This window comes from Ruegeria sp. S263, from assembly GCF_056780525.1.
Window position 1 is genome coordinate 2,307,391 of record NZ_CM165558.1, and the last position, 16,953, is coordinate 2,324,343.

17 protein-coding genes are annotated in these 16,953 nt (G+C 58.0%); 13 read left to right on the forward strand and 4 right to left on the reverse strand.

The features are described from left to right. Nucleotides 1-276: 276 nt before the first annotated feature. The 8 genes from acs (at nucleotide 277) to ACT2B1_RS11520 (ending at nucleotide 9,673) form a co-directional block, all read left to right on the forward strand. Nucleotides 277-2,241, forward strand: coding sequence for an acetate--CoA ligase (gene acs / locus ACT2B1_RS11485; RefSeq protein ID WP_481667768.1), 1,965 nt, complete (start codon nucleotides 277-279; stop codon nucleotides 2,239-2,241). 7 nt (nucleotides 2,242-2,248) lie between these two features. Beyond that, entirely contained in the window at nucleotides 2,249-2,932 is a 684-nt protein-coding gene (locus tag ACT2B1_RS11490) for an adenylate kinase (protein ID WP_171239407.1), read from the forward strand. Nucleotides 2,933-3,115: 183 nt separating this feature from the next. After that, a complete protein-coding gene (locus ACT2B1_RS11495) occupies nucleotides 3,116-3,400 on the forward strand; it encodes a DUF4212 domain-containing protein (protein WP_171121165.1) in 285 nt (94 codons plus the stop codon). Between the two features lie 5 nt (nucleotides 3,401-3,405). Continuing rightward, nucleotides 3,406-5,190, forward strand: coding sequence for a sodium:solute symporter family protein (locus ACT2B1_RS11500; protein ID WP_171121164.1), 1,785 nt, complete (start codon nucleotides 3,406-3,408; stop codon nucleotides 5,188-5,190). A gap of 112 nt (nucleotides 5,191-5,302) precedes the next feature. Then, a complete protein-coding gene (locus ACT2B1_RS11505) occupies nucleotides 5,303-7,126 on the forward strand; it encodes a DUF294 nucleotidyltransferase-like domain-containing protein (protein ID WP_481667769.1) in 1,824 nt (607 codons plus the stop codon). Between the two features lie 25 nt (nucleotides 7,127-7,151). After that, complete coding sequence (locus ACT2B1_RS11510; RefSeq protein ID WP_171121162.1) at nucleotides 7,152-7,670, forward strand: hypothetical protein; 519 nt, start codon at nucleotides 7,152-7,154, stop codon at nucleotides 7,668-7,670. 1 nt (nucleotide 7,671) lies between these two features. Beyond that, complete coding sequence (locus tag ACT2B1_RS11515) at nucleotides 7,672-9,084, forward strand: 3'-5' exonuclease (protein WP_481667770.1); 1,413 nt, start codon at nucleotides 7,672-7,674, stop codon at nucleotides 9,082-9,084. A gap of 88 nt (nucleotides 9,085-9,172) precedes the next feature. Next, nucleotides 9,173-9,673 carry a flavin reductase family protein gene (locus ACT2B1_RS11520; protein ID WP_171239411.1) on the forward strand — a complete coding sequence of 167 codons (501 nt, stop codon included), beginning with the start codon at nucleotides 9,173-9,175 and terminating at the stop codon, nucleotides 9,671-9,673. Nucleotides 9,674-9,676: 3 nt separating this feature from the next. On the opposite strand, the gene ACT2B1_RS11525 is transcribed toward ACT2B1_RS11520, so the two are convergent. Genes ACT2B1_RS11525 through ACT2B1_RS11535 form a run of 3 tightly spaced genes read right to left on the reverse strand, consistent with a single transcriptional unit; the run spans nucleotide 9,677 to nucleotide 11,909 of the window. Next, nucleotides 9,677-10,156 carry a DUF6505 family protein gene (locus tag ACT2B1_RS11525; protein ID WP_481669020.1) on the reverse strand — a complete coding sequence of 160 codons (480 nt, stop codon included), beginning with the start codon at nucleotides 10,154-10,156 and terminating at the stop codon, nucleotides 9,677-9,679. After that, entirely contained in the window at nucleotides 10,156-10,851 is a 696-nt protein-coding gene (locus ACT2B1_RS11530) for a biotin/lipoate--protein ligase family protein (RefSeq protein ID WP_171134776.1), read from the reverse strand. The genes ACT2B1_RS11525 and ACT2B1_RS11530 overlap by 1 nt, the downstream gene beginning before the upstream one ends. After that, complete coding sequence (locus tag ACT2B1_RS11535; protein ID WP_481667771.1) at nucleotides 10,848-11,909, reverse strand: Mrp/NBP35 family ATP-binding protein; 1,062 nt, start codon at nucleotides 11,907-11,909, stop codon at nucleotides 10,848-10,850. Before ACT2B1_RS11535 ends, ACT2B1_RS11530 begins: the two co-directional genes overlap by 4 nt. An 89-nt stretch (nucleotides 11,910-11,998) precedes the next feature. Here ACT2B1_RS11535 and ACT2B1_RS11540 point away from each other — a divergent pair, with 89 nt between their 5' ends. Further along, a complete protein-coding gene (locus tag ACT2B1_RS11540; RefSeq protein WP_171121157.1) occupies nucleotides 11,999-12,727 on the forward strand; it encodes a c-type cytochrome in 729 nt (242 codons plus the stop codon). Here ACT2B1_RS11540 and ACT2B1_RS11545 read toward each other — a convergent pair. Further along, nucleotides 12,721-14,673, reverse strand: coding sequence for a 4Fe-4S binding protein (locus tag ACT2B1_RS11545; protein WP_481667772.1), 1,953 nt, complete (start codon nucleotides 14,671-14,673; stop codon nucleotides 12,721-12,723). The genes ACT2B1_RS11540 and ACT2B1_RS11545 overlap by 7 nt on opposite strands. Before the next feature lie 263 nt (nucleotides 14,674-14,936). Here ACT2B1_RS11545 and ACT2B1_RS11550 point away from each other — a divergent pair, with 263 nt between their 5' ends. The 4 genes from ACT2B1_RS11550 to ACT2B1_RS11565 are packed head-to-tail and all read left to right on the forward strand — an operon-like array spanning nucleotide 14,937 to nucleotide 16,946. After that, nucleotides 14,937-15,491, forward strand: coding sequence for a DUF3305 domain-containing protein (locus tag ACT2B1_RS11550; RefSeq protein ID WP_171121155.1), 555 nt, complete (start codon nucleotides 14,937-14,939; stop codon nucleotides 15,489-15,491). Then, complete coding sequence (locus ACT2B1_RS11555; protein WP_481667773.1) at nucleotides 15,488-16,087, forward strand: DUF3306 domain-containing protein; 600 nt, start codon at nucleotides 15,488-15,490, stop codon at nucleotides 16,085-16,087. Before ACT2B1_RS11550 ends, ACT2B1_RS11555 begins: the two co-directional genes overlap by 4 nt. Nucleotides 16,088-16,091: 4 nt before the next feature. After that, nucleotides 16,092-16,700 (forward strand): TorD/DmsD family molecular chaperone, encoded by a 609-nt coding sequence (locus ACT2B1_RS11560; protein WP_171121153.1) that lies wholly within the window; start codon nucleotides 16,092-16,094, stop codon nucleotides 16,698-16,700. 57 nt (nucleotides 16,701-16,757) lie between these two features. Further along, a complete protein-coding gene (locus ACT2B1_RS11565; RefSeq protein WP_039530250.1) occupies nucleotides 16,758-16,946 on the forward strand; it encodes a ubiquinol-cytochrome c reductase iron-sulfur subunit N-terminal domain-containing protein in 189 nt (62 codons plus the stop codon). Nucleotides 16,947-16,953 lie beyond the last annotated feature (7 nt).

Sequence of the window (16,953 nt, forward strand, 5' to 3'; positions counted from 1 at the left end):
ATTGCCTATGGTTCAGATGTCAGCTTTTACACGTCAATTCAATTACAACTAATTATCTGTTTTTGAAATATTTTTAGGAAAAATTTTTAAATTCATTTTCTGTTTTCCGAGATGCACAGAAATTTATTTACAAACTAATCTTTAGTTTTCTGTAATTTATTCCCTTGTTTTCAGTTCTCCGTATTATTCGGTACCGGGAGGATGCGGGTCGACATTGCCAAATCAGCAGGCAAAATCGGGCCCGTAAATTTCAGTCCTAGAGGGAGGAGCCTCAGAATGACAACCGCTGCCCAGGCAGATGCCAATGTTTATCCGCCATCCGCAGAAACCGTTGCGCGTGCACATGTCGATGCTGACAAATATTCCGAAATGTACGCAGCCTCCGTCAACGATCCCGACGCCTTTTGGGGCGAGCAGGGAAAGCGTATCGATTGGATCAAACCTTTCACCCAGGTCAAGGATGTCAGCTATGATTTCGGCTCGGTCGGAATCAACTGGTTTGCTGATGGCACGCTGAACGTTTCAGCCAACTGTCTGGATCGCCATCTTGAAACACGCGGCGATCAGACAGCGATCATCTGGGAGCCGGATGATCCAAATGACGCGGCCCAGCATATCACCTATTCGGAACTGCACCGTCGCACCTGCCGGATGGCAAATATCCTCGAGTCGATGGGTGTGCGCAAAGGCGACCGCGTGGTGATCTATCTGCCGATGGTCCCCGAAGCAGCCTATGCGATGCTGGCTTGTGCGCGGATCGGCGCGATCCATTCTATTGTGTTTGCAGGTTTCTCGCCGGACGCTCTGGCGGCGCGGATCAATGGCTGCGACGCGAAGGTTGTCATCACAGCAGACGAAGCGCCGCGCGGAGGCCGCAAGACCCCGCTGAAATCCAACGCCGATGCGGCGCTGCTGCACTGCAAGGACACTGTTAAATGCCTTGTGGTCAAGCGCACCAACGGCCAGACCACGTGGATCAGCGGCCGCGACTTTGACTACAACGAAATGGCGCTTGAGGCGAATGACTATTGCGCCCCGGCGGAAATGAATGCCGAAGACCCGCTGTTCATCCTCTATACCTCTGGTTCGACAGGTCAGCCCAAGGGTGTTGTACACACCACTGGCGGCTACATCGTTTATGCATCGCTGACTCACGAAGTGACGTTCGATTACCACGACGGCGACATCTATTGGTGTACAGCGGATGTGGGCTGGGTTACCGGCCACAGCTATATCGTCTATGGCCCACTGGCCAACGGTGCGACTACACTGATGTTCGAAGGCGTCCCGACCTATCCCGATGCAGGCCGCTTTTGGGAGGTTTGCGCCAAGCACAAGGTAAACCAATTCTACACCGCCCCTACCGCGATCCGCGCGCTGATGGGTCAGGGCAAAGAGTTTGTTGAAAAGCACGACCTCAGCGACCTGCGCCTGCTGGGCACGGTGGGTGAACCGATCAACCCAGAAGCGTGGAACTGGTACAATGACGTGGTCGGCCAGGGTAAATGCCCGATCGTCGATACGTGGTGGCAGACTGAAACTGGCGGTCACATGATGACCCCCCTGCCCGGCGCACATGCGACCAAGCCCGGCTCGGCGATGAAGCCCTTCTTTGGTGTGCAGCCCGTGGTTCTGGACCCGCAGTCGGGTGTCGAGATCCAAGGCAACGGGGTCGAGGGTGTGTTGTGCATCAAGGACAGTTGGCCCGGGCAAATGCGCACCATCTGGGGCGATCATGAGCGGTTCGAAAAGACCTATTTCTCGGACTACAAAGGCTATTACTTCACCGGTGACGGCTGCCGTCGTGACGAGGGTGGCGATTACTGGATCACCGGACGTGTTGACGACGTAATCAACGTCTCGGGGCACCGCATGGGCACCGCCGAGGTGGAAAGCGCGCTGGTTGCCCACGCTGCCGTGGCTGAAGCCGCTGTGGTCGGGTATCCCCATGAAATCAAGGGTCAGGGCATCTATTGCTATGTCACTCTGATGAATGATCGTGAGCCTTCGGATGATCTGCTGAAAGAACTGCGCACTTGGGTACGGACCGAGATCGGACCGATTGCCTCGCCGGACGTGATCCAGTGGGCGCCAGGTCTGCCAAAAACCCGCTCGGGTAAAATCATGCGCCGTATCCTACGCAAGATCGCCGAGAATGACTTTGGCTCGCTCGGTGACACCTCGACGCTGGCTGATCCATCGGTGGTTGAAGACCTGATCGAAAACCGCGCAAATAAGTGAGGATGTGATGGACGCTGCCACGATCACCACACCCGCTGTTCTGATCCTTCTCGGCCCTCCGGGTGCCGGGAAGGGAACGCAGGCCCGGATGCTGGAAGACAAGTTCGGACTGGTTCAACTGAGCACCGGCGACCTGCTGCGCGCAGCGGTCGCTGCGGGAACAGAGGCAGGCAAAACCGCCAAGGCCGTCATGGAAGCTGGCGAGTTGGTTAGTGACGATATTGTCATCGCCATCCTGCGCGACCGTCTGGCCGAGCCGGACTGCGGCAAGGGTGTCATCCTTGACGGCTTCCCGCGCACGACAGTTCAGGCGCAGGCACTGGATACGTTGCTGTCCGAAACCAGCCAGAGGATCAACGCCGCAATCAGCCTTGAGGTTGAAGATGCGGAAATGGTCACGCGTATATCGGGCCGTTACACCTGTGCAATGTGTGGTGAAGGGTATCACGACACGTTCAAAATCCCGGCGACCGACGGGAAATGCGACAAGTGTGGCAGTTCCGAATTCAAACGTCGCGCAGATGATAACGCCGAAACCGTCGCCTCGCGCCTTGCGGCCTACCACGCGCAAACTGCGCCTCTGATCACGTATTACCAAGACCATGGCGTTCTGGAAGGACTGAACGCCATGGGCAATATCGACGACATCGCAAGCCAGCTTGAGAAAGTTGTCAGCAGCGCGATGAACTAAGGGAATGCAGCCCGCCCTGAATAAGGGCTGAATTCCTAAACGGATACTTCATCGGACCCGCCTTGGCGGACCGGAGAGGTTTTGCCTGATGCCAACCGGCCTTGGGCGTATCGGAAAGCGGCCCCAAGCACCGGTGGATTGGGCAAAGGGTCGCAACAGGAGGAAGCGAAGGAGGACCCCGCGATGGCGGATCAATCAACAAACTCCGCGCAGACTGCCGAGGCCGACAAGGGCTATTGGCAGGCCAATCTGCGTCTCATCTACATCAGCCTCGTGATCTGGGCGCTGGTGTCTTTTGGATTCGGCATTCTGCTGCGTCCGCTGCTGTCGGGTATTTCCGTGGGCGGCACCGATCTGGGCTTTTGGTTTGCCCAGCAGGGATCAATCCTGGTCTTTCTGGTGCTGATCTTCAACTACGCCTGGCGCATGAACAAACTGGACGCCGAATACGGCGTTGAGGAGGAATAAGTCCCATGGACCAGTTTACCATCAACCTGCTATTTGTCGGCGCATCCTTCGCGCTGTACATCGGCATCGCGATCTGGGCCCGTGCGGGTTCTACATCGGAATTCTACGCTGCTGGTCGCGGCGTTCACCCGGTTACCAACGGTATGGCGACAGCGGCGGACTGGATGTCTGCGGCCTCGTTCATTTCGATGGCGGGCCTGATTGCCTTTACCGGCTATGACAACTCGACCTACCTGATGGGGTGGACGGGCGGCTATGTGCTGCTGGCCCTGCTTCTGGCGCCCTATCTGCGCAAGTTCGGCAAGTTCACTGTGTCCGAATTCATCGGCGACCGGTTCTACAGCCAGACCGCCCGTATCGTTGCTGTGATCTGTCTGATCGTCGCATCGGTGACCTACGTGATCGGTCAGATGACCGGCGTTGGTGTTGCCTTTGGCCGTTTCCTTGAGGTCAGCAACACTGCCGGTCTGCTGATCGGTGCCTGTGTGGTGTTCGCCTATGCGGTGTTTGGCGGCATGAAAGGTGTGACCTACACGCAGGTCGCTCAGTACTGCGTGCTGATTACGGCCTATACTATCCCGGCGATCTTCATCTCGTTGCAACTGACAGGCACACCTGTTCCGGCGCTGGGTCTGTTTGGCGATACCGCCAGCGGTGAACCGCTGCTGGCCAAGTTGGACGCCATCGTGACCGAGCTGGGTTTCAACGAATACACCACCCACCATTCGGACACTCTGAACATGGTGCTGTTTACGCTGTCGCTGATGATCGGTACCGCCGGTCTGCCGCACGTCATCATGCGCTTTTTCACCGTTCCCAAGGTGTCTGACGCACGCTGGTCCGCCGGTTGGGCACTGGTGTTCATCGCGCTGCTGTACCTGACTGCGCCCGCAGTTGGTGCCATGGCCCGCCTGAACATCACCGACATGATGTGGCCCAATGGTGGCATCGAAGGTGGCGCCGTTTCGGTCGAACAGATCGACAATGACGCACGCTATGACTGGATGCAGACATGGCAGAAAACCGGCCTGCTGGACTGGGAAGACAAGAACGGCGACGGCAAGATCCAGTACTACAACGACGCAAATGCCGACATGCAGGCACTTGCCGAGGAAAAAGGCTGGGTCGGAAACGAGCTGACCAAGTTCAACCGTGACATCCTGGTTCTGGCCAACCCCGAGATCGCAAACCTGCCAAGCTGGGTTATCGGTCTGGTTGCTGCCGGTGGTCTTGCGGCCGCTCTGTCAACCGCTGCGGGCCTGCTGCTGGCGATCTCGTCGGCGGTGTCCCACGACCTGATCAAAGGTGCGATCAACCCGCAGATCTCGGAAAAAGGAGAGCTTCTGTCGGCACGGATCGCAATGGCTGTTGCCATCGCGGTTGCAACCTATCTGGGTCTGAATCCTCCGGGATTTGCGGCGCAGACAGTTGCGCTGGCCTTCGGTCTGGCGGCGGCCTCGATCTTCCCGGCGCTGATGATGGGGATCTTCTCGACCCGCATCAACAATGTCGGCGCGGTCGCGGGTATGCTGGCCGGTCTGGTTGTGACCCTGATCTACATCTTCCTGCACAAAGGCTGGCTGTTCATTCCGGGCACCAACTCGTTCACAGATGCTGATCCGCTGCTGGGTCCGATCAAGTCGACCTCGTTCGGTGCGATCGGTGCCATGGTCAACTTTGCCGTCGCCTACTTTGTAGCAGGCGCGACCAAAGAGACCCCGGAAGAGATCAAAGATATGGTCGAAAGCATCCGCATTCCCCGTGGCGCGGGCGCAGCTCAGGATCACTGAGCCATGATGCGGCCCCAAGGCCTCTTGCCAAAGGCTGCATCTTTCGACTGACTACTCCCGCCCGGCACACCACCGGGCGGGATTTTTCAACCCCGAAACCGCGGAGTATCCGATGCCCCTGTCCCATGACGAGATCACTCGGTTTCTGAAATCCGTACATCCTTATGACGCCCTGCCAGCGGATGTTCTGGACGCGGTAGCCCATCAGATCGAAGTCTGGGAAGTCGAAGAGGGTTACCCGGTATACGAGCTGGGCCACACCCTGCCCGGCGTCTTTGTGATCTACGAAGGACAGGTGGAAATAAAGGATGGGAATGACGCGGTCGTATCTCATCTGGGATTGCGAAACTCCTTTGGCGAACGAGGCCTTTTAAAGGGTGGAAAGGCCGCGACGAAGGCCAAGGCGCATACGTCCTCGGTGCTGCTGGTTTTGCCACCCGATCTGGTGCGTGATCTGATCGACGGGCATCCGGTCGTATCCAAATTCTTCAATCGAACCCGCGACACCCGGTCTGGCCCTCAGAGTTTGGCGACAAGCGCCATAGACGTTTTGATGGCGCATAACCCGGCCACCTGCCCGCCTACCACAACAGTGCGCGAGGCGGCGAAGATGATGCGCGACAAAAACATCTCATCGCTCTGCGTGACCGAAGGCGAGGCGCTGCTTGGAATCGTAACGCTGCGCGATATCTCGGGTAAATTCGTGGCCGATGGGCTGCCGAACGACACACCTGTGTCGGGCATCATGACGGCTGATCCGATTACCTTGTTACCCTCGGACATTGGATCAGATGTTCTGCACATCATGATGGAGCGCGGGATTGGCCATATCCCGATCTCGGAAGGTGGGCGGCTTGTCGGTATCGTAACGCAGACCGACCTGACCCACTATCAGGCGGTGAATTCCGCCGAACTTGTCCGCCGGATCGCTTCGGCGCAGACGGCGCAGCAAATGGCAGCGGTGACCGAGGAAATCCCGCAGCTTTTAGTGCAATTGGTCGCCGCCGGAAACCGGCATGAGATCGTGACACGCCTGATCACGGACATCGCGGATACGGCAACCCGCAGGTTGCTGACACTGGCCGAAGCAGAACTTGGCGCGCCGCCCGTCCCTTACCTGTGGTTGGCCTGTGGATCGCAGGGTCGACAGGAACAGACGGGTGTATCGGATCAGGACAACTGCCTGATGCTGGATGACGACGTCACGGATGACGATATGGCCTATTTCGCGGCTCTGGCCAAATTCGTCTCGGACGGGCTGGACACCTGTGGGTATTTCTATTGCCCCGGCGACATGATGGCGACGAACCCGCGCTGGTGTCAGCCGGTGCGCGTATGGCGCGACTATTTCAAAGGCTGGATCGCCAAACCCAACCCCGAGGCACAGATGCTGGCCTCGGTCATGTTCGACCTGCGTCCGATCGGTGGCGCATTTAAATTGTTTGATGACCTGCAAGCCGACACGCTTGCCGCGGCCAAAGCAAACTCGATTTTTGTCGCGCACATGATCTCGAATTCACTGAAACACACCCCGCCGCTAGGACTGCTGCGCGGCTTCGCGACAATTAGATCAGGTGAGCATCGCAACACGCTGGATCTAAAGCATAATGGCGTTGTTCCAGTTGTGGATTTGGCGCGCATCTACAGCCTGCAGGGGGAACTGCCCGAGGCCAATACACGCGCCCGGCTCAAGGCCGCAGCCAGCGCCGGCATCCTCAGCGACTCCGGCGCGCGTGACTTGTTGGACGCTTACGATCTGATTGCCGAAACCCGGTTAGCGCATCAGGTTCGACTTGTGAAAGGCGAAAAGGCACCGGACAATTTCCTGCCCCCCTCTGACTTGTCGGACTTTGAGCGAAGCCATCTGCGCGACGCCTTCGTTGTGGTAAAAACGATGCAATCCGCGGTAGGGCATGGAAAAGGAATGCTCGGCTGAACCAGCCGGAATTGGGAGAGAATGAATGTTCCTGGAATTGATCGCCACAATCTTTGTCGGCATCGCCTGTGCGGGCGTCGTGATGCTGGTGAACAAGCTGGTCAAAGGGCGTCTGCCCAAATGGATAGCCCCTGTCGCCGCTGGGCTGGGCATGATCGTGGCGACGATCAGCAGCGAATATTCGTGGTACGACCGCACGTCTGACACCCTGCCCGAAGGCATGGAGGTCATCCAACAAGTTGAAAGTCGTGCCTTCTATCGCCCGTGGACGTATGCGGTGCCTTATGTGGAACGCTTTGCGGCAATCGACACCGCCTCGGTCCGCAGCAACGAACAAGTGCCGGATCAACGGCTGGTTGATATCTATTTCTTTGGCCGCTGGTCACCGGTTTCGAAACTGCCGGTCGCGGTCGACTGCGCTCAGAATCTGCGGGCCAATCTGGCAGACGGCGCGGAATTCAGCGCGGACGGCCAGTTGCTGAACGCTGACTGGATCAAGGGGGAAACCAACGACCCGATCATCGAGGCCACCTGCGGAGTGTAACATGCTGATCCGGCTAAGCCTGCGCCTGCGCATTTTCCTGTTTTTCTGCCTGCTGGCTGTTGGTGGCCTGGCGGTTAGTTCGACCGCGCTGTGGGTCAGTTATCAGCGCATCGCTGACCCAGAACTTATCAATGCGTTTGTCTTTGCGGAAATCCTCATGGCGTTCGGATTTGTCGCTCTGATCGTCGCGGTTTGGCTGTTGTTCGACGACAACGTCGCAAAACCGATTGAGCGGCTCTCGGCTGAACTGCGTGCCCGGGCCCATGCGGGGGTCAGCACCGACATGGACGTTCAGGCCGCAAGGTATCTTGGGGATCTGGCCCCGGCCGCCGCCGGGTTGGCAGGTCAGTTGTCGGAAAAAACCATGGGTGTCGCCGAAGCTGTCGCTGCCGAAACCGCTCATCTGGCTGCCGAAAAGCAAAGGCTGACCGCTCTTCTGACCGAAATTCCGGTTGCCATGGTTCTGGCAAGTCCGACGCATAAGATCGTTCTGTACGACGGACAGGCCGCGCAAGTTCTGGCGCAAATCGCCCACCCCCGCTTGAATTCGTCGCTGTTTGAATACTTGAAGCCGCGCCCGTTGGAAGACGCCTATGCTGCCTTGGCAAAAACAGGGCGGGAAGTCATCTGCGACCTTACGAGTATCGACGGAACGCAAACATTTTCTGCCCGGATGAAACCCCTGGGGGATGCGCCGGGATATATGTTGATCCTCGAAGACAGCGCGGCCAACATTTCGCCCGAGGCAGCCCGACCACTTGTGTATGATTTTGACCTTTTGAACTCTGACACTGACACCGAGTTTGACTCCAAGGCGTTGCGGGACTTGTGTTTTGTTGTATTCGATACCGAAACCACGGGGCTTTTACCGCATAAGGATGAGATCGTTCAGATCGGAGCAGTCCGGGTTGTGAATGGGCGCATCGTTGCAGGTGAAAACCTTGAAATATTGGTGAACCCCGGCATACCCATCCCGCCGGCTTCGACCAAAGTGCACAAGATCAATGACCGGATGGTCCAAGACTCGCCGGACATCACGGAAGCCGGGCGCGTATTCCACAAATTCGCGCGTGATGCGGTCATCGTCGCCCATAATGCACCGTTTGACATGGCGTTCCTGCGACGGCACGCGAAACGGATGGATGTGGATTGGAACCACCCGATACTTGATACAGTTCTTTTGTCGGCCGTGCTGTTCGGTGCCAGCGACAAACACACGCTGGATGCTTTGTGCGACAGGCTAGACATCACCATCCCGGTTGAACTGCGCCATACGGCACTAGGTGATGCGGTGGCGACGGCTGAAGCCCTCGTCAAAATGCTGCCGATGCTACAGGCGCGCGGGATGAACACGTTTGGGGCGGTGATCGAAGCAACGCGTCAGCACGGTCGACTGCTGGAAGACCTGAACTGAGCGGGAAAAATACGCCGCAGACTCAGCTTTTCGTGGACAATCCCCACATGCCGTGGCACCTGATGCGCGGCCACGGATTGAGCGGAAGATGACGGAAAACACCTTTACACCAACGACAGACCAAAGCACCGCGTTCCGCGAGGCCTTGGGGTGCTTTGGCACAGGTGTAACCGTTGTAACCACCAATACGGCACAGGGGCCGCGGGCAATCACGGTGAATTCGTTCTCATCCGTGTCTTTGGACCCGCCTCTCGTGTTGTGGTGTCTGGCCAAGGACTCGAACAGATACGATGCGTTCAAGGATTGTCGGCACTATTCCATTCACGTGATGGCCGAGGAACAACAGGAACAGGCCGTGAAATTCGCGCGGAATGGCGAGGACTTCTCGCATGCGGATTGGGTTTCTGACCATATCGGCCGCCCGCAACTGGAGAATTGTCTGGCGCGGTTCGACTGTCACCTGCACGCCTGTCACGAAGCGGGGGATCACTTGATCCTTGTGGGTCTGGTCGAAAAAGTCATGTATCGCACTGGTAAAGGCCTGATCTTCAAACGCGGTCAATTTGGCGGTTTCGCCGACCTGCTTTAGGCGTCAGTCGTCAAGCGAGCCGTGAACGGCCAATGCTTCAAGCTGCGTTTCTTGTGGCGTGATTATCCGGTACGCCTCATGAACACCTGTATCTGACAATTCACGGGCAACCGTCAGCAACGTATTGGGCGCGTGTTCTTCGCACAGTTCGTTCATGTGCGCGATTTCAGACCGCGCGACGTCCAACGCCGCATCGACGGATGGTGCCCCGTAAAGGTGAACGAAGTGTTCAGCAAGGTTCCGGGTGATCTGATCAATCTCGGCCTGTTCAATTTGCGTGACGGCAACAAAAGTCACACGACCAAAGGTTTCCAGCCCCAACCACCCATTTGCAAAAGCCTGCCGTGCCTTGCCTTCAAGATCGCCTTCGCCCCAGTTCGAGAACTCGAACCCACCGGAAATGCACCACTCACCCGTTCGGGCCGGAGATTGAAACACATTCAAGTCGCTTTCATCGAAATGGATGGCTCGGGCCAGTTTCATCATCCGTTCTCCAATAACTCCGTCAGCGGCACCAGGTGTGTGTCTGACCCATCTCGGATCAGCATACCGAATCTTTCATCCGTTCCCAGAAAAACGCCCTTATCGCCATAAGGCTCACCAACCCCACGCAATAGACCCATCCATTCAGCATGGAGCGACGCGTTACCGTCCTCTTGCCAGCGGTTGAGCCATGTCAGCGTGTGGCGCGACCAGCTTTCGACCAACTGGGGCGCCGTGACTTCGGCACACCCTTCGTCATAAAGTGCTGTTATATCTGGGTTTTCGCCCGGCGCGTCGCTGGTTTGCAGCAAAGCCAGTTCCCAACCAACAATCAACCAATCCGGCTCCTCATCCGGCGCGTTAGTTGATGCCGCGACGTGAAACACACCGCACGTGGCGCCGTTCACGCGGATCGGTCCGTCCCAATCCAGATGCACCGCGACCTCGGGCGGGGCCAAGGCACCCAGCGCATTCTGGAATCCCACCGAACAAAGCGGCAGCATAGCCATTGCATCCTGCAAGGAAACTTCGGGCGCAAAGACAATGGCAACCCGCAGGCGGTCGGCCTGGATGTTGTAGACCACTGTTCCCGCATCACATCCCAGCGCGGCCATGGCCTGAGCACGCTGGAACGGGTCCTCTCCGCCCTGAACTGGGTGACCCGTCAGCAATGGGGGAAAGACCGGTTCGCTCATACGTTGCCCTTGGCAATCAGGTCGCGGGCAATCTTGCGGAATGCCTCGGCCTGAGGGCTGTCGGGTTTACTGACCACGATGGGGGCTCCACCATCCGCCGCGACCCGAATGTCCAGGTGCAAGGGAATTTCCCCCAACAACGGAACACCCAGCGACTCGGCTTCGGAGGCAACGCCACCGTGACCGAACACGTGTTCCTCATGCCCGCAGTTCGAACAGATATGAGTGGACATATTCTCAATCATCCCGACGATCGGTGTCTTGAGTTGGTTGAACATGTCGATCCCCTTTCGGGCGTCGATCAGGGCAACATCCTGCGGAGTCGACACAACGATCGCCCCATCCACCTTGAACTTCTGGCTCAGCGTTAGCTGGACATCACCGGTACCCGGCGGCAAGTCGACGATCAGTACGTCAAGCGCACCCCACTGCACCTGGTTCATCATCTGTTGCAGTGCGCCCATCAGCATCGGCCCGCGCCAAACAACCGCCTGACCTTCGTTCGTCATCAATCCCATCGACATCATGGTGACGCCGTGATTGCGCAGCGGCAGGATCGTCTTTCCATCTGGGCTGGCAGGACGACCAGAAACACCCAGCATCCGGGGTTGCGACGGGCCATACACATCAGCATCCAACAGGCCAACACGTCGCCCTTCCGCTGCAAGTGCGCAGGCTAAGTTTGAGGAAACAGTGGATTTACCGACGCCCCCCTTGCCCGACGCCACGGCAATGATCCGGTCAACACCCGGCACAGCTTGCGGTCCGGTCTGCGACGGTTTGGGCTTGGGCTTAAGATCGGGCGGTGCCTTGTCCGAATGCGCGGTCATAAGCGCCGAAACCTTGGCAACCCCGTCCACTATCTGCGCGGCCTGTTCCGCAGCAGCGCGAACCGGCTCCATCCGCTCGGCCTGTTTCGGGTCGATTTCCAGAACAAATCTGACGCTATCGCCTTCGACATTCAGTGCACGTACAACACCCGCGCTGACGATATCCTGTCCGGAAACAGGATCCGTGATCTTCTTCAGGTTCGCCAGAACCGCGTCACGCACGCTCATGCCGAAAACCCACTTAGTTGACCTACCATGTGTCTTTGTCTCTTTCTGTTTATTTGACGCATCCGGGGCGGTGCCCTTAGGCTGCTGCCATGCGCCGTGTCCTTTTGTGCCTGAGCCTGACGCTCTCCGCTACCCCCTCTTGGTCGCAAGAGGCGTTGGGACTTGCTGCCCCCACAGAGGTTACAGACTCTGGTCTGTTGCAACATATCCTTCCGCGCTTCTCTCTCAAGACCGGGATACGCGTTATTACGGATGACACAGGCGTTCTTGTTCTGGAGGCGGAACCGCCGGGCGATCCTGTCTTTGCCCGGAACGGCGTAATTTACCACTTGCGTATCCAAGATGACGCCAAACACGAAAGGTTCCGTGACTGGCTGCTTTCGGATATCGGCAAACGCACCGTGGAAGGGTTCAGCCCCAACAGCGGCCCGCCGTTTTCTGCCAGCTTTGAGGTCGCCGCCGTTCAGCAGGAAACCGTAATCGACGGCAATGCAGCATTGGGCGAAGAACTGTCGATGACTCATTGCGGGCGGTGCCACGTGATCGGCCCCAGGAACCGAATGAACGGTCTGGGCTCTACCCCATCTTTTGCGGTGCTGCGCGCGATGCCTGACTGGTCTGAACGGTTTGAGGCGTTTTTTGCCCTCAACCCCCATCCGGCCTTCACGCAAATTGAAGGGCTGACTGCTCCGTTCGATCCTGAACGCCCGTCCCCCATCCATCCTGTCGAAATGACGCTGGATGACTTGGAGGCTATTTTGGCTTTCGTATCCGTCATAAAAGCCGCCGATCTTGGCGCGCCGCTTCAGCTTCAGTGATCCTTTCTTTTTAAAAAATAGTCGTCAGTGGTGACGACCTTTGGCTTCGGATTGGACTGGAAGGGGTTGTCCGTCTGCTGAAACTGCGCGTTCACGCGGCAGTTGTCGCACATCTGGATCATCCGCGCCTTGTCCGAGGTTGCGAACATCGGGTGCGTGCCCGACAGTTTTTCCATGATATGCTCGACTGTCGATTTGACCCCGAACAGCGCCCCGCATTCGACACAGGCGAAGGGTTCTTCCTCATTCAACACCTGCTGAGACAGGGCCGCATCGCTGAGGTCCAGTTGCGGAACAAGCGTAATCGCGTTCTCGGGGCAGATCGTTTTGCACATCCCGCATTGCAGACAGGCGTCCTGCTGAAAGTTCAACTGCGGCTTGTCCGGGTTGTCGATCAATGCTCCGGATGGGCACAACGACACGCAACTCAGGCACAAGGTACAGGCGTCGGTGTTGACCGCAACGGCACCATAGGGCGCGCCTTCGGGCAATGGCAACGGTGCCTCAGCTTGTGGATTGAGGGCCTGAGCTGACAACCGCGCAATCTGCCGGCGGTTGCCAAGCGGCAGAACCGGATCAGCCAGCGGAACCGGGGCGTTTTGTTCATACAACGCGTCGCACAGCGCATCCGGGTCTGCCTCGTCAATCAGACCAAGCGCGCCAATTCCGGCAATCGCCTGCGCCAGTTCAAGCTCACGATCCAATGCGTCCCGTTCCGTTGTCGGTGCAAGAACGACATCAACCCGTGCAAATCCGTGTGCCAGGGCAGCCAGCATTTCGGCATGACCAAAACCGGAAATCACAGCCAACTCGATCGGAATTACATCTGACGGCAGACCCCTGCCGAAACGAGCGGCAAGCCGGATCATTTCCGCCCCATGTAAATCGTGGACCAGCAGCCGAGGGGCCTGCCCTCCGGCCCGGCGATAAGTCCGCGCAAGGATATGCATCCGCGACAGCAAGGCCGATACAGGCGGGTCTTCATACGTGATTGCGGTCGATGGGCAGAGTGCTGCGCACGCTCCGCATCCCGCGCAAATCATCGGGTCAATTGCCACATGCTCACCTGCCGGAGTGATTGCTCCGGTCGGGCAGATGTCCAGGCAATTCGTACACCCGACCTGCTCGGCCCGGGAATGTGCGCAAAGGCTTTCCTCAACCCGAACGTAAAGAGGTTTCTCAAACGTGCCGACCAATTGCGCGGCGTCGAACATCATCCGTTCGACGGCGGCAGCATCCTTAGGGTCCGCACTCAGATACCCCTCACGTTTGGCGGGGGCCTGCACAAACGGGGTCCCGCCCGTAAGGCCCAATACGATGTCGCAGGACGATTTAGCCTTATCGCGCGGCTCGCTCCAGGCAAAGGCACCTCGCCCACCGGGTTCAAGTTGCTGCAAGGCGTCCATCGACAGGGTGAACCCGCCCAATGCCCCATTCAGCGATTTGATGCGCCCCCGAACAACGTCGTAGGCGCGCGACATTGGTTCGGCGTCGTCCGTCACCAAAACTGTGACGGCTAGCGCGGTTGCCAACCGCTCGGCCACGTCAAAAGCGACAGCTCCGGGTCCGATAATAAAACAGGTCCCTTCGCTGAAAACATCCATACTTGGCGTTATGGGCTGGGGCAACAAAGCCTCGGCCGCAAGGGCGGCCATCTTGGGCGCTGCATCTTTCCCTTGCTCGGACCAGCCTGCACGATCCCGCAGGTCGACGAACCCCGGCGCATCCAATTCCAATTCTTCCGCTAGCGCACGAAATACGTCCTGCTCCTGCCCGCAGGCGATAAGTGTGTCGCCTTCTTGCATTAACGCAGCCGCCGCTTCGATCTCACGGGTACATAGGGCGGTGTGAACCTTTGAGCACGCCACATCACAGGCCGACGCCAGCTTTTCGGCGTCAATGGATTGAGACCCCGCGCAGTCACAAAGAAGTATTTTGGTGGTCATATCCCCTCCCCGGACGTCGCGCCTTTTCTCAGCACAGTAGGCTGTATTCCCAAACTGGCAATGTAAACCCCACCTCAAAAACGGTTGGGTGCAGGTTTATGATCCCATTCAAGCCTTAAAACCAAGGCATCCCACGGGTTCCTCGCAAACTTGCGATCACGGTCTACGACTAAGGTCGTAGATGTCGGGCTTGGCACAGAGCTATTTTGTGTACCATAGTGGACCGAGGGGAAGGCAGGGGAGAGCCTTCCGGGGAGGATTAAGTGGCGAAGGCCGCAAGCCAGATCGAAATGCCAATTGGCGTCGTCGTGCGCAAAACACCCGGTGTAACCCGCTGGGCCAAATGGAACTGGCGCGCCGTTGCCGTTCTGCCCGGTGCGGGACCGGCTGATTGGCTTGAAATGCGACGCGAAGGTGAGGCCATTGAATACCATGCCGCCACCTTGCCACTGACCCTCTGGGCAGATGAAACAGAAGCCTACATGGTGAACCTGTCGGACGGGCAACCGTCGATCTATTTGGTTTTGCGTGATGCGCTGGATGGGAAGCGCCCGATGGACGCAGTTCTGGTCACCGCATCCCCGTTCGAGGGGCAGGACTATGCGGATACCGGAGAAGAGATTGTCGAAAAAATCCCGATGACCGAAGGATTGATTGCCTGGGTTCGGGATTTTGCGTTGGAACATCACCGCGATGAGGTCTTCGTCAAACGCAAGCGAGACAAAAAACGCACTGATCTGGTCGAAGATGGCAAGGGCGATGCACGCATACGGCAAACCTCGGATGTCTACCGTGCCCCGCGGAGGATTCTGCAGTGACCGAAGCGCGCGATTTCTGGTCCCGCCGCAAGGCTGCTGTTCAGGCCGAAGCCGATGCCGAACTGCTGACTGCCGAGGAACAGGCAATTTCTGCGCAAAAGGCCGAACTGGAAGAAAAGACAGACGCCGAAATTCTTGCCGAGTTCAATCTGCCCGATCCCGATCATTTGCAGGCCGGAGATGACGTGTCGGGCTTTATGGCCAAAGCTGTGCCTGACCGCCTGCGTCGCCGTGCACTGCGTCGGCTGTGGCGGCTGAACCCGGTTCTGGCCAATGTCGACGGGCTTGTTGACTATGGCGAGGATTACACAGACGCGGCCTGTGTCATCGAAAATCTGCAGACCGCTTATCAGGTCGGTAAGGGAATGCTGGCTCATGTCGAAGCATTGGCCGCCCAAGCCGAGGCTGACGAGGCCGAGGCTGACGAGACCGAGGCTGACGAGAGCGAGGCTGAAGAACCTCAGATCGAGTTGGAAGAAACCGACACGCCCGATGCGGAACCCGTTTTGATGGCGGCCGAAATAGAACTTGATGAGCCGGACGAGGTCGAACTGGCCCCTGCCCCGCGCCGTATGAAATTTGAATTCGAAGGATGACCGAATGACCGCAAATGAAGCGCAACAGATGGATGTCTCGGCCGAGGATCGCCTGCGCGCGGATTTCTACAATTTTCTGGGTCTGCTTTTGTCAGGTCCACCGGATCAGTTGCTGCTGGATCAGGTGGTGGGCCTCAGCGGGGATGATACAGATCTGGGTCAGGCCGTTCAGGCAATGGCACGGGTGGCAAAGGTCACCAAGCCCGCAGCGGCCGAGCGCGAGTTCAACGCATTGTTCATCGGTTTGGGACGCGGAGAGTTGCTGCCTTATGCAAGTTACTACCTGACAGGTTTCCTGAACGAAAAACCTTTGGCCCAGCTTCGCAATGACATGGCCGCGCGTGGGATAACCCGCGCGCAGAACGTGTTTGAACCAGAAGACAACATCGCCTCGTTGATGGAGATGATGGCGGGCATGATCGTCGGGCGTTTCGGACCGCCTGCTACGTTGGACGACCAGAAAGCGTTCTGGAACAAGCACATTGGCCCCTGGGCCACGCATTTCTATTCAGATTTGGAAGGCGCCGAGAACTCGGTTCTTTATGCCTCGGTCGGTACTGCCGGTCGGGTCTTTATGGAGATCGAGCGCGAAGCCTTCCGAATGTCGGCGTAACCCGCCGCTCGCCGGTGCCCGATGGGCATCAAACCGCAATTGGGACAGGAGGAGCCCATGAGCAAGACCAAGGAAGAAGGCGCAACGCGCCGCGACTTCCTCAAACTGGCCGGAACCGCAGCGCCCGCTGCCGTAGCCGCCGCCAGCCTGACCGGGAAAGCCGAAGCAGCCGAGCTGCCGACGGACGAAACCCGGATGCAGGACACAGCGCACACACGCGCCTATCTCGACAGCGCCCGGTTCTAAGCCGGAC

What these genes read in the sequence shown, in the direction of transcription:
- ACT2B1_RS11510 (WP_171121162.1), top strand. Translation starts at nt 7,152, where the DNA reads ATGTTCCTGGAATTGATCGCCACAATCTTTGTCGGCATCGCCTGTGCG.
- ACT2B1_RS11490 (WP_171239407.1), top strand. Translation starts at nt 2,249, where the DNA reads ATGGACGCTGCCACGATCACCACACCCGCTGTTCTGATCCTTCTCGGC.
- ACT2B1_RS11565 (WP_039530250.1), top strand. Translation starts at nt 16,758, where the DNA reads ATGAGCAAGACCAAGGAAGAAGGCGCAACGCGCCGCGACTTCCTCAAA.
- ACT2B1_RS11520 (WP_171239411.1), top strand. Translation starts at nt 9,173, where the DNA reads ATGACGGAAAACACCTTTACACCAACGACAGACCAAAGCACCGCGTTC.
- ACT2B1_RS11525 (WP_481669020.1), bottom strand. Translation starts at nt 10,156, where the DNA reads ATGAAACTGGCCCGAGCCATCCATTTCGATGAAAGCGACTTGAATGTG.
- ACT2B1_RS11560 (WP_171121153.1), top strand. Translation starts at nt 16,092, where the DNA reads ATGACCGCAAATGAAGCGCAACAGATGGATGTCTCGGCCGAGGATCGC.
- ACT2B1_RS11540 (WP_171121157.1), top strand. Translation starts at nt 11,999, where the DNA reads ATGCGCCGTGTCCTTTTGTGCCTGAGCCTGACGCTCTCCGCTACCCCC.
- ACT2B1_RS11535 (WP_481667771.1), bottom strand. Translation starts at nt 11,909, where the DNA reads ATGAGCGTGCGTGACGCGGTTCTGGCGAACCTGAAGAAGATCACGGAT.
- ACT2B1_RS11530 (WP_171134776.1), bottom strand. Translation starts at nt 10,851, where the DNA reads ATGAGCGAACCGGTCTTTCCCCCATTGCTGACGGGTCACCCAGTTCAG.
- ACT2B1_RS11495 (WP_171121165.1), top strand. Translation starts at nt 3,116, where the DNA reads ATGGCGGATCAATCAACAAACTCCGCGCAGACTGCCGAGGCCGACAAG.
- ACT2B1_RS11515 (WP_481667770.1), top strand. Translation starts at nt 7,672, where the DNA reads ATGCTGATCCGGCTAAGCCTGCGCCTGCGCATTTTCCTGTTTTTCTGC.
- ACT2B1_RS11545 (WP_481667772.1), bottom strand. Translation starts at nt 14,673, where the DNA reads ATGACCACCAAAATACTTCTTTGTGACTGCGCGGGGTCTCAATCCATT.
- ACT2B1_RS11505 (WP_481667769.1), top strand. Translation starts at nt 5,303, where the DNA reads ATGCCCCTGTCCCATGACGAGATCACTCGGTTTCTGAAATCCGTACAT.
- acs (WP_481667768.1), top strand. Translation starts at nt 277, where the DNA reads ATGACAACCGCTGCCCAGGCAGATGCCAATGTTTATCCGCCATCCGCA.
- ACT2B1_RS11500 (WP_171121164.1), top strand. Translation starts at nt 3,406, where the DNA reads ATGGACCAGTTTACCATCAACCTGCTATTTGTCGGCGCATCCTTCGCG.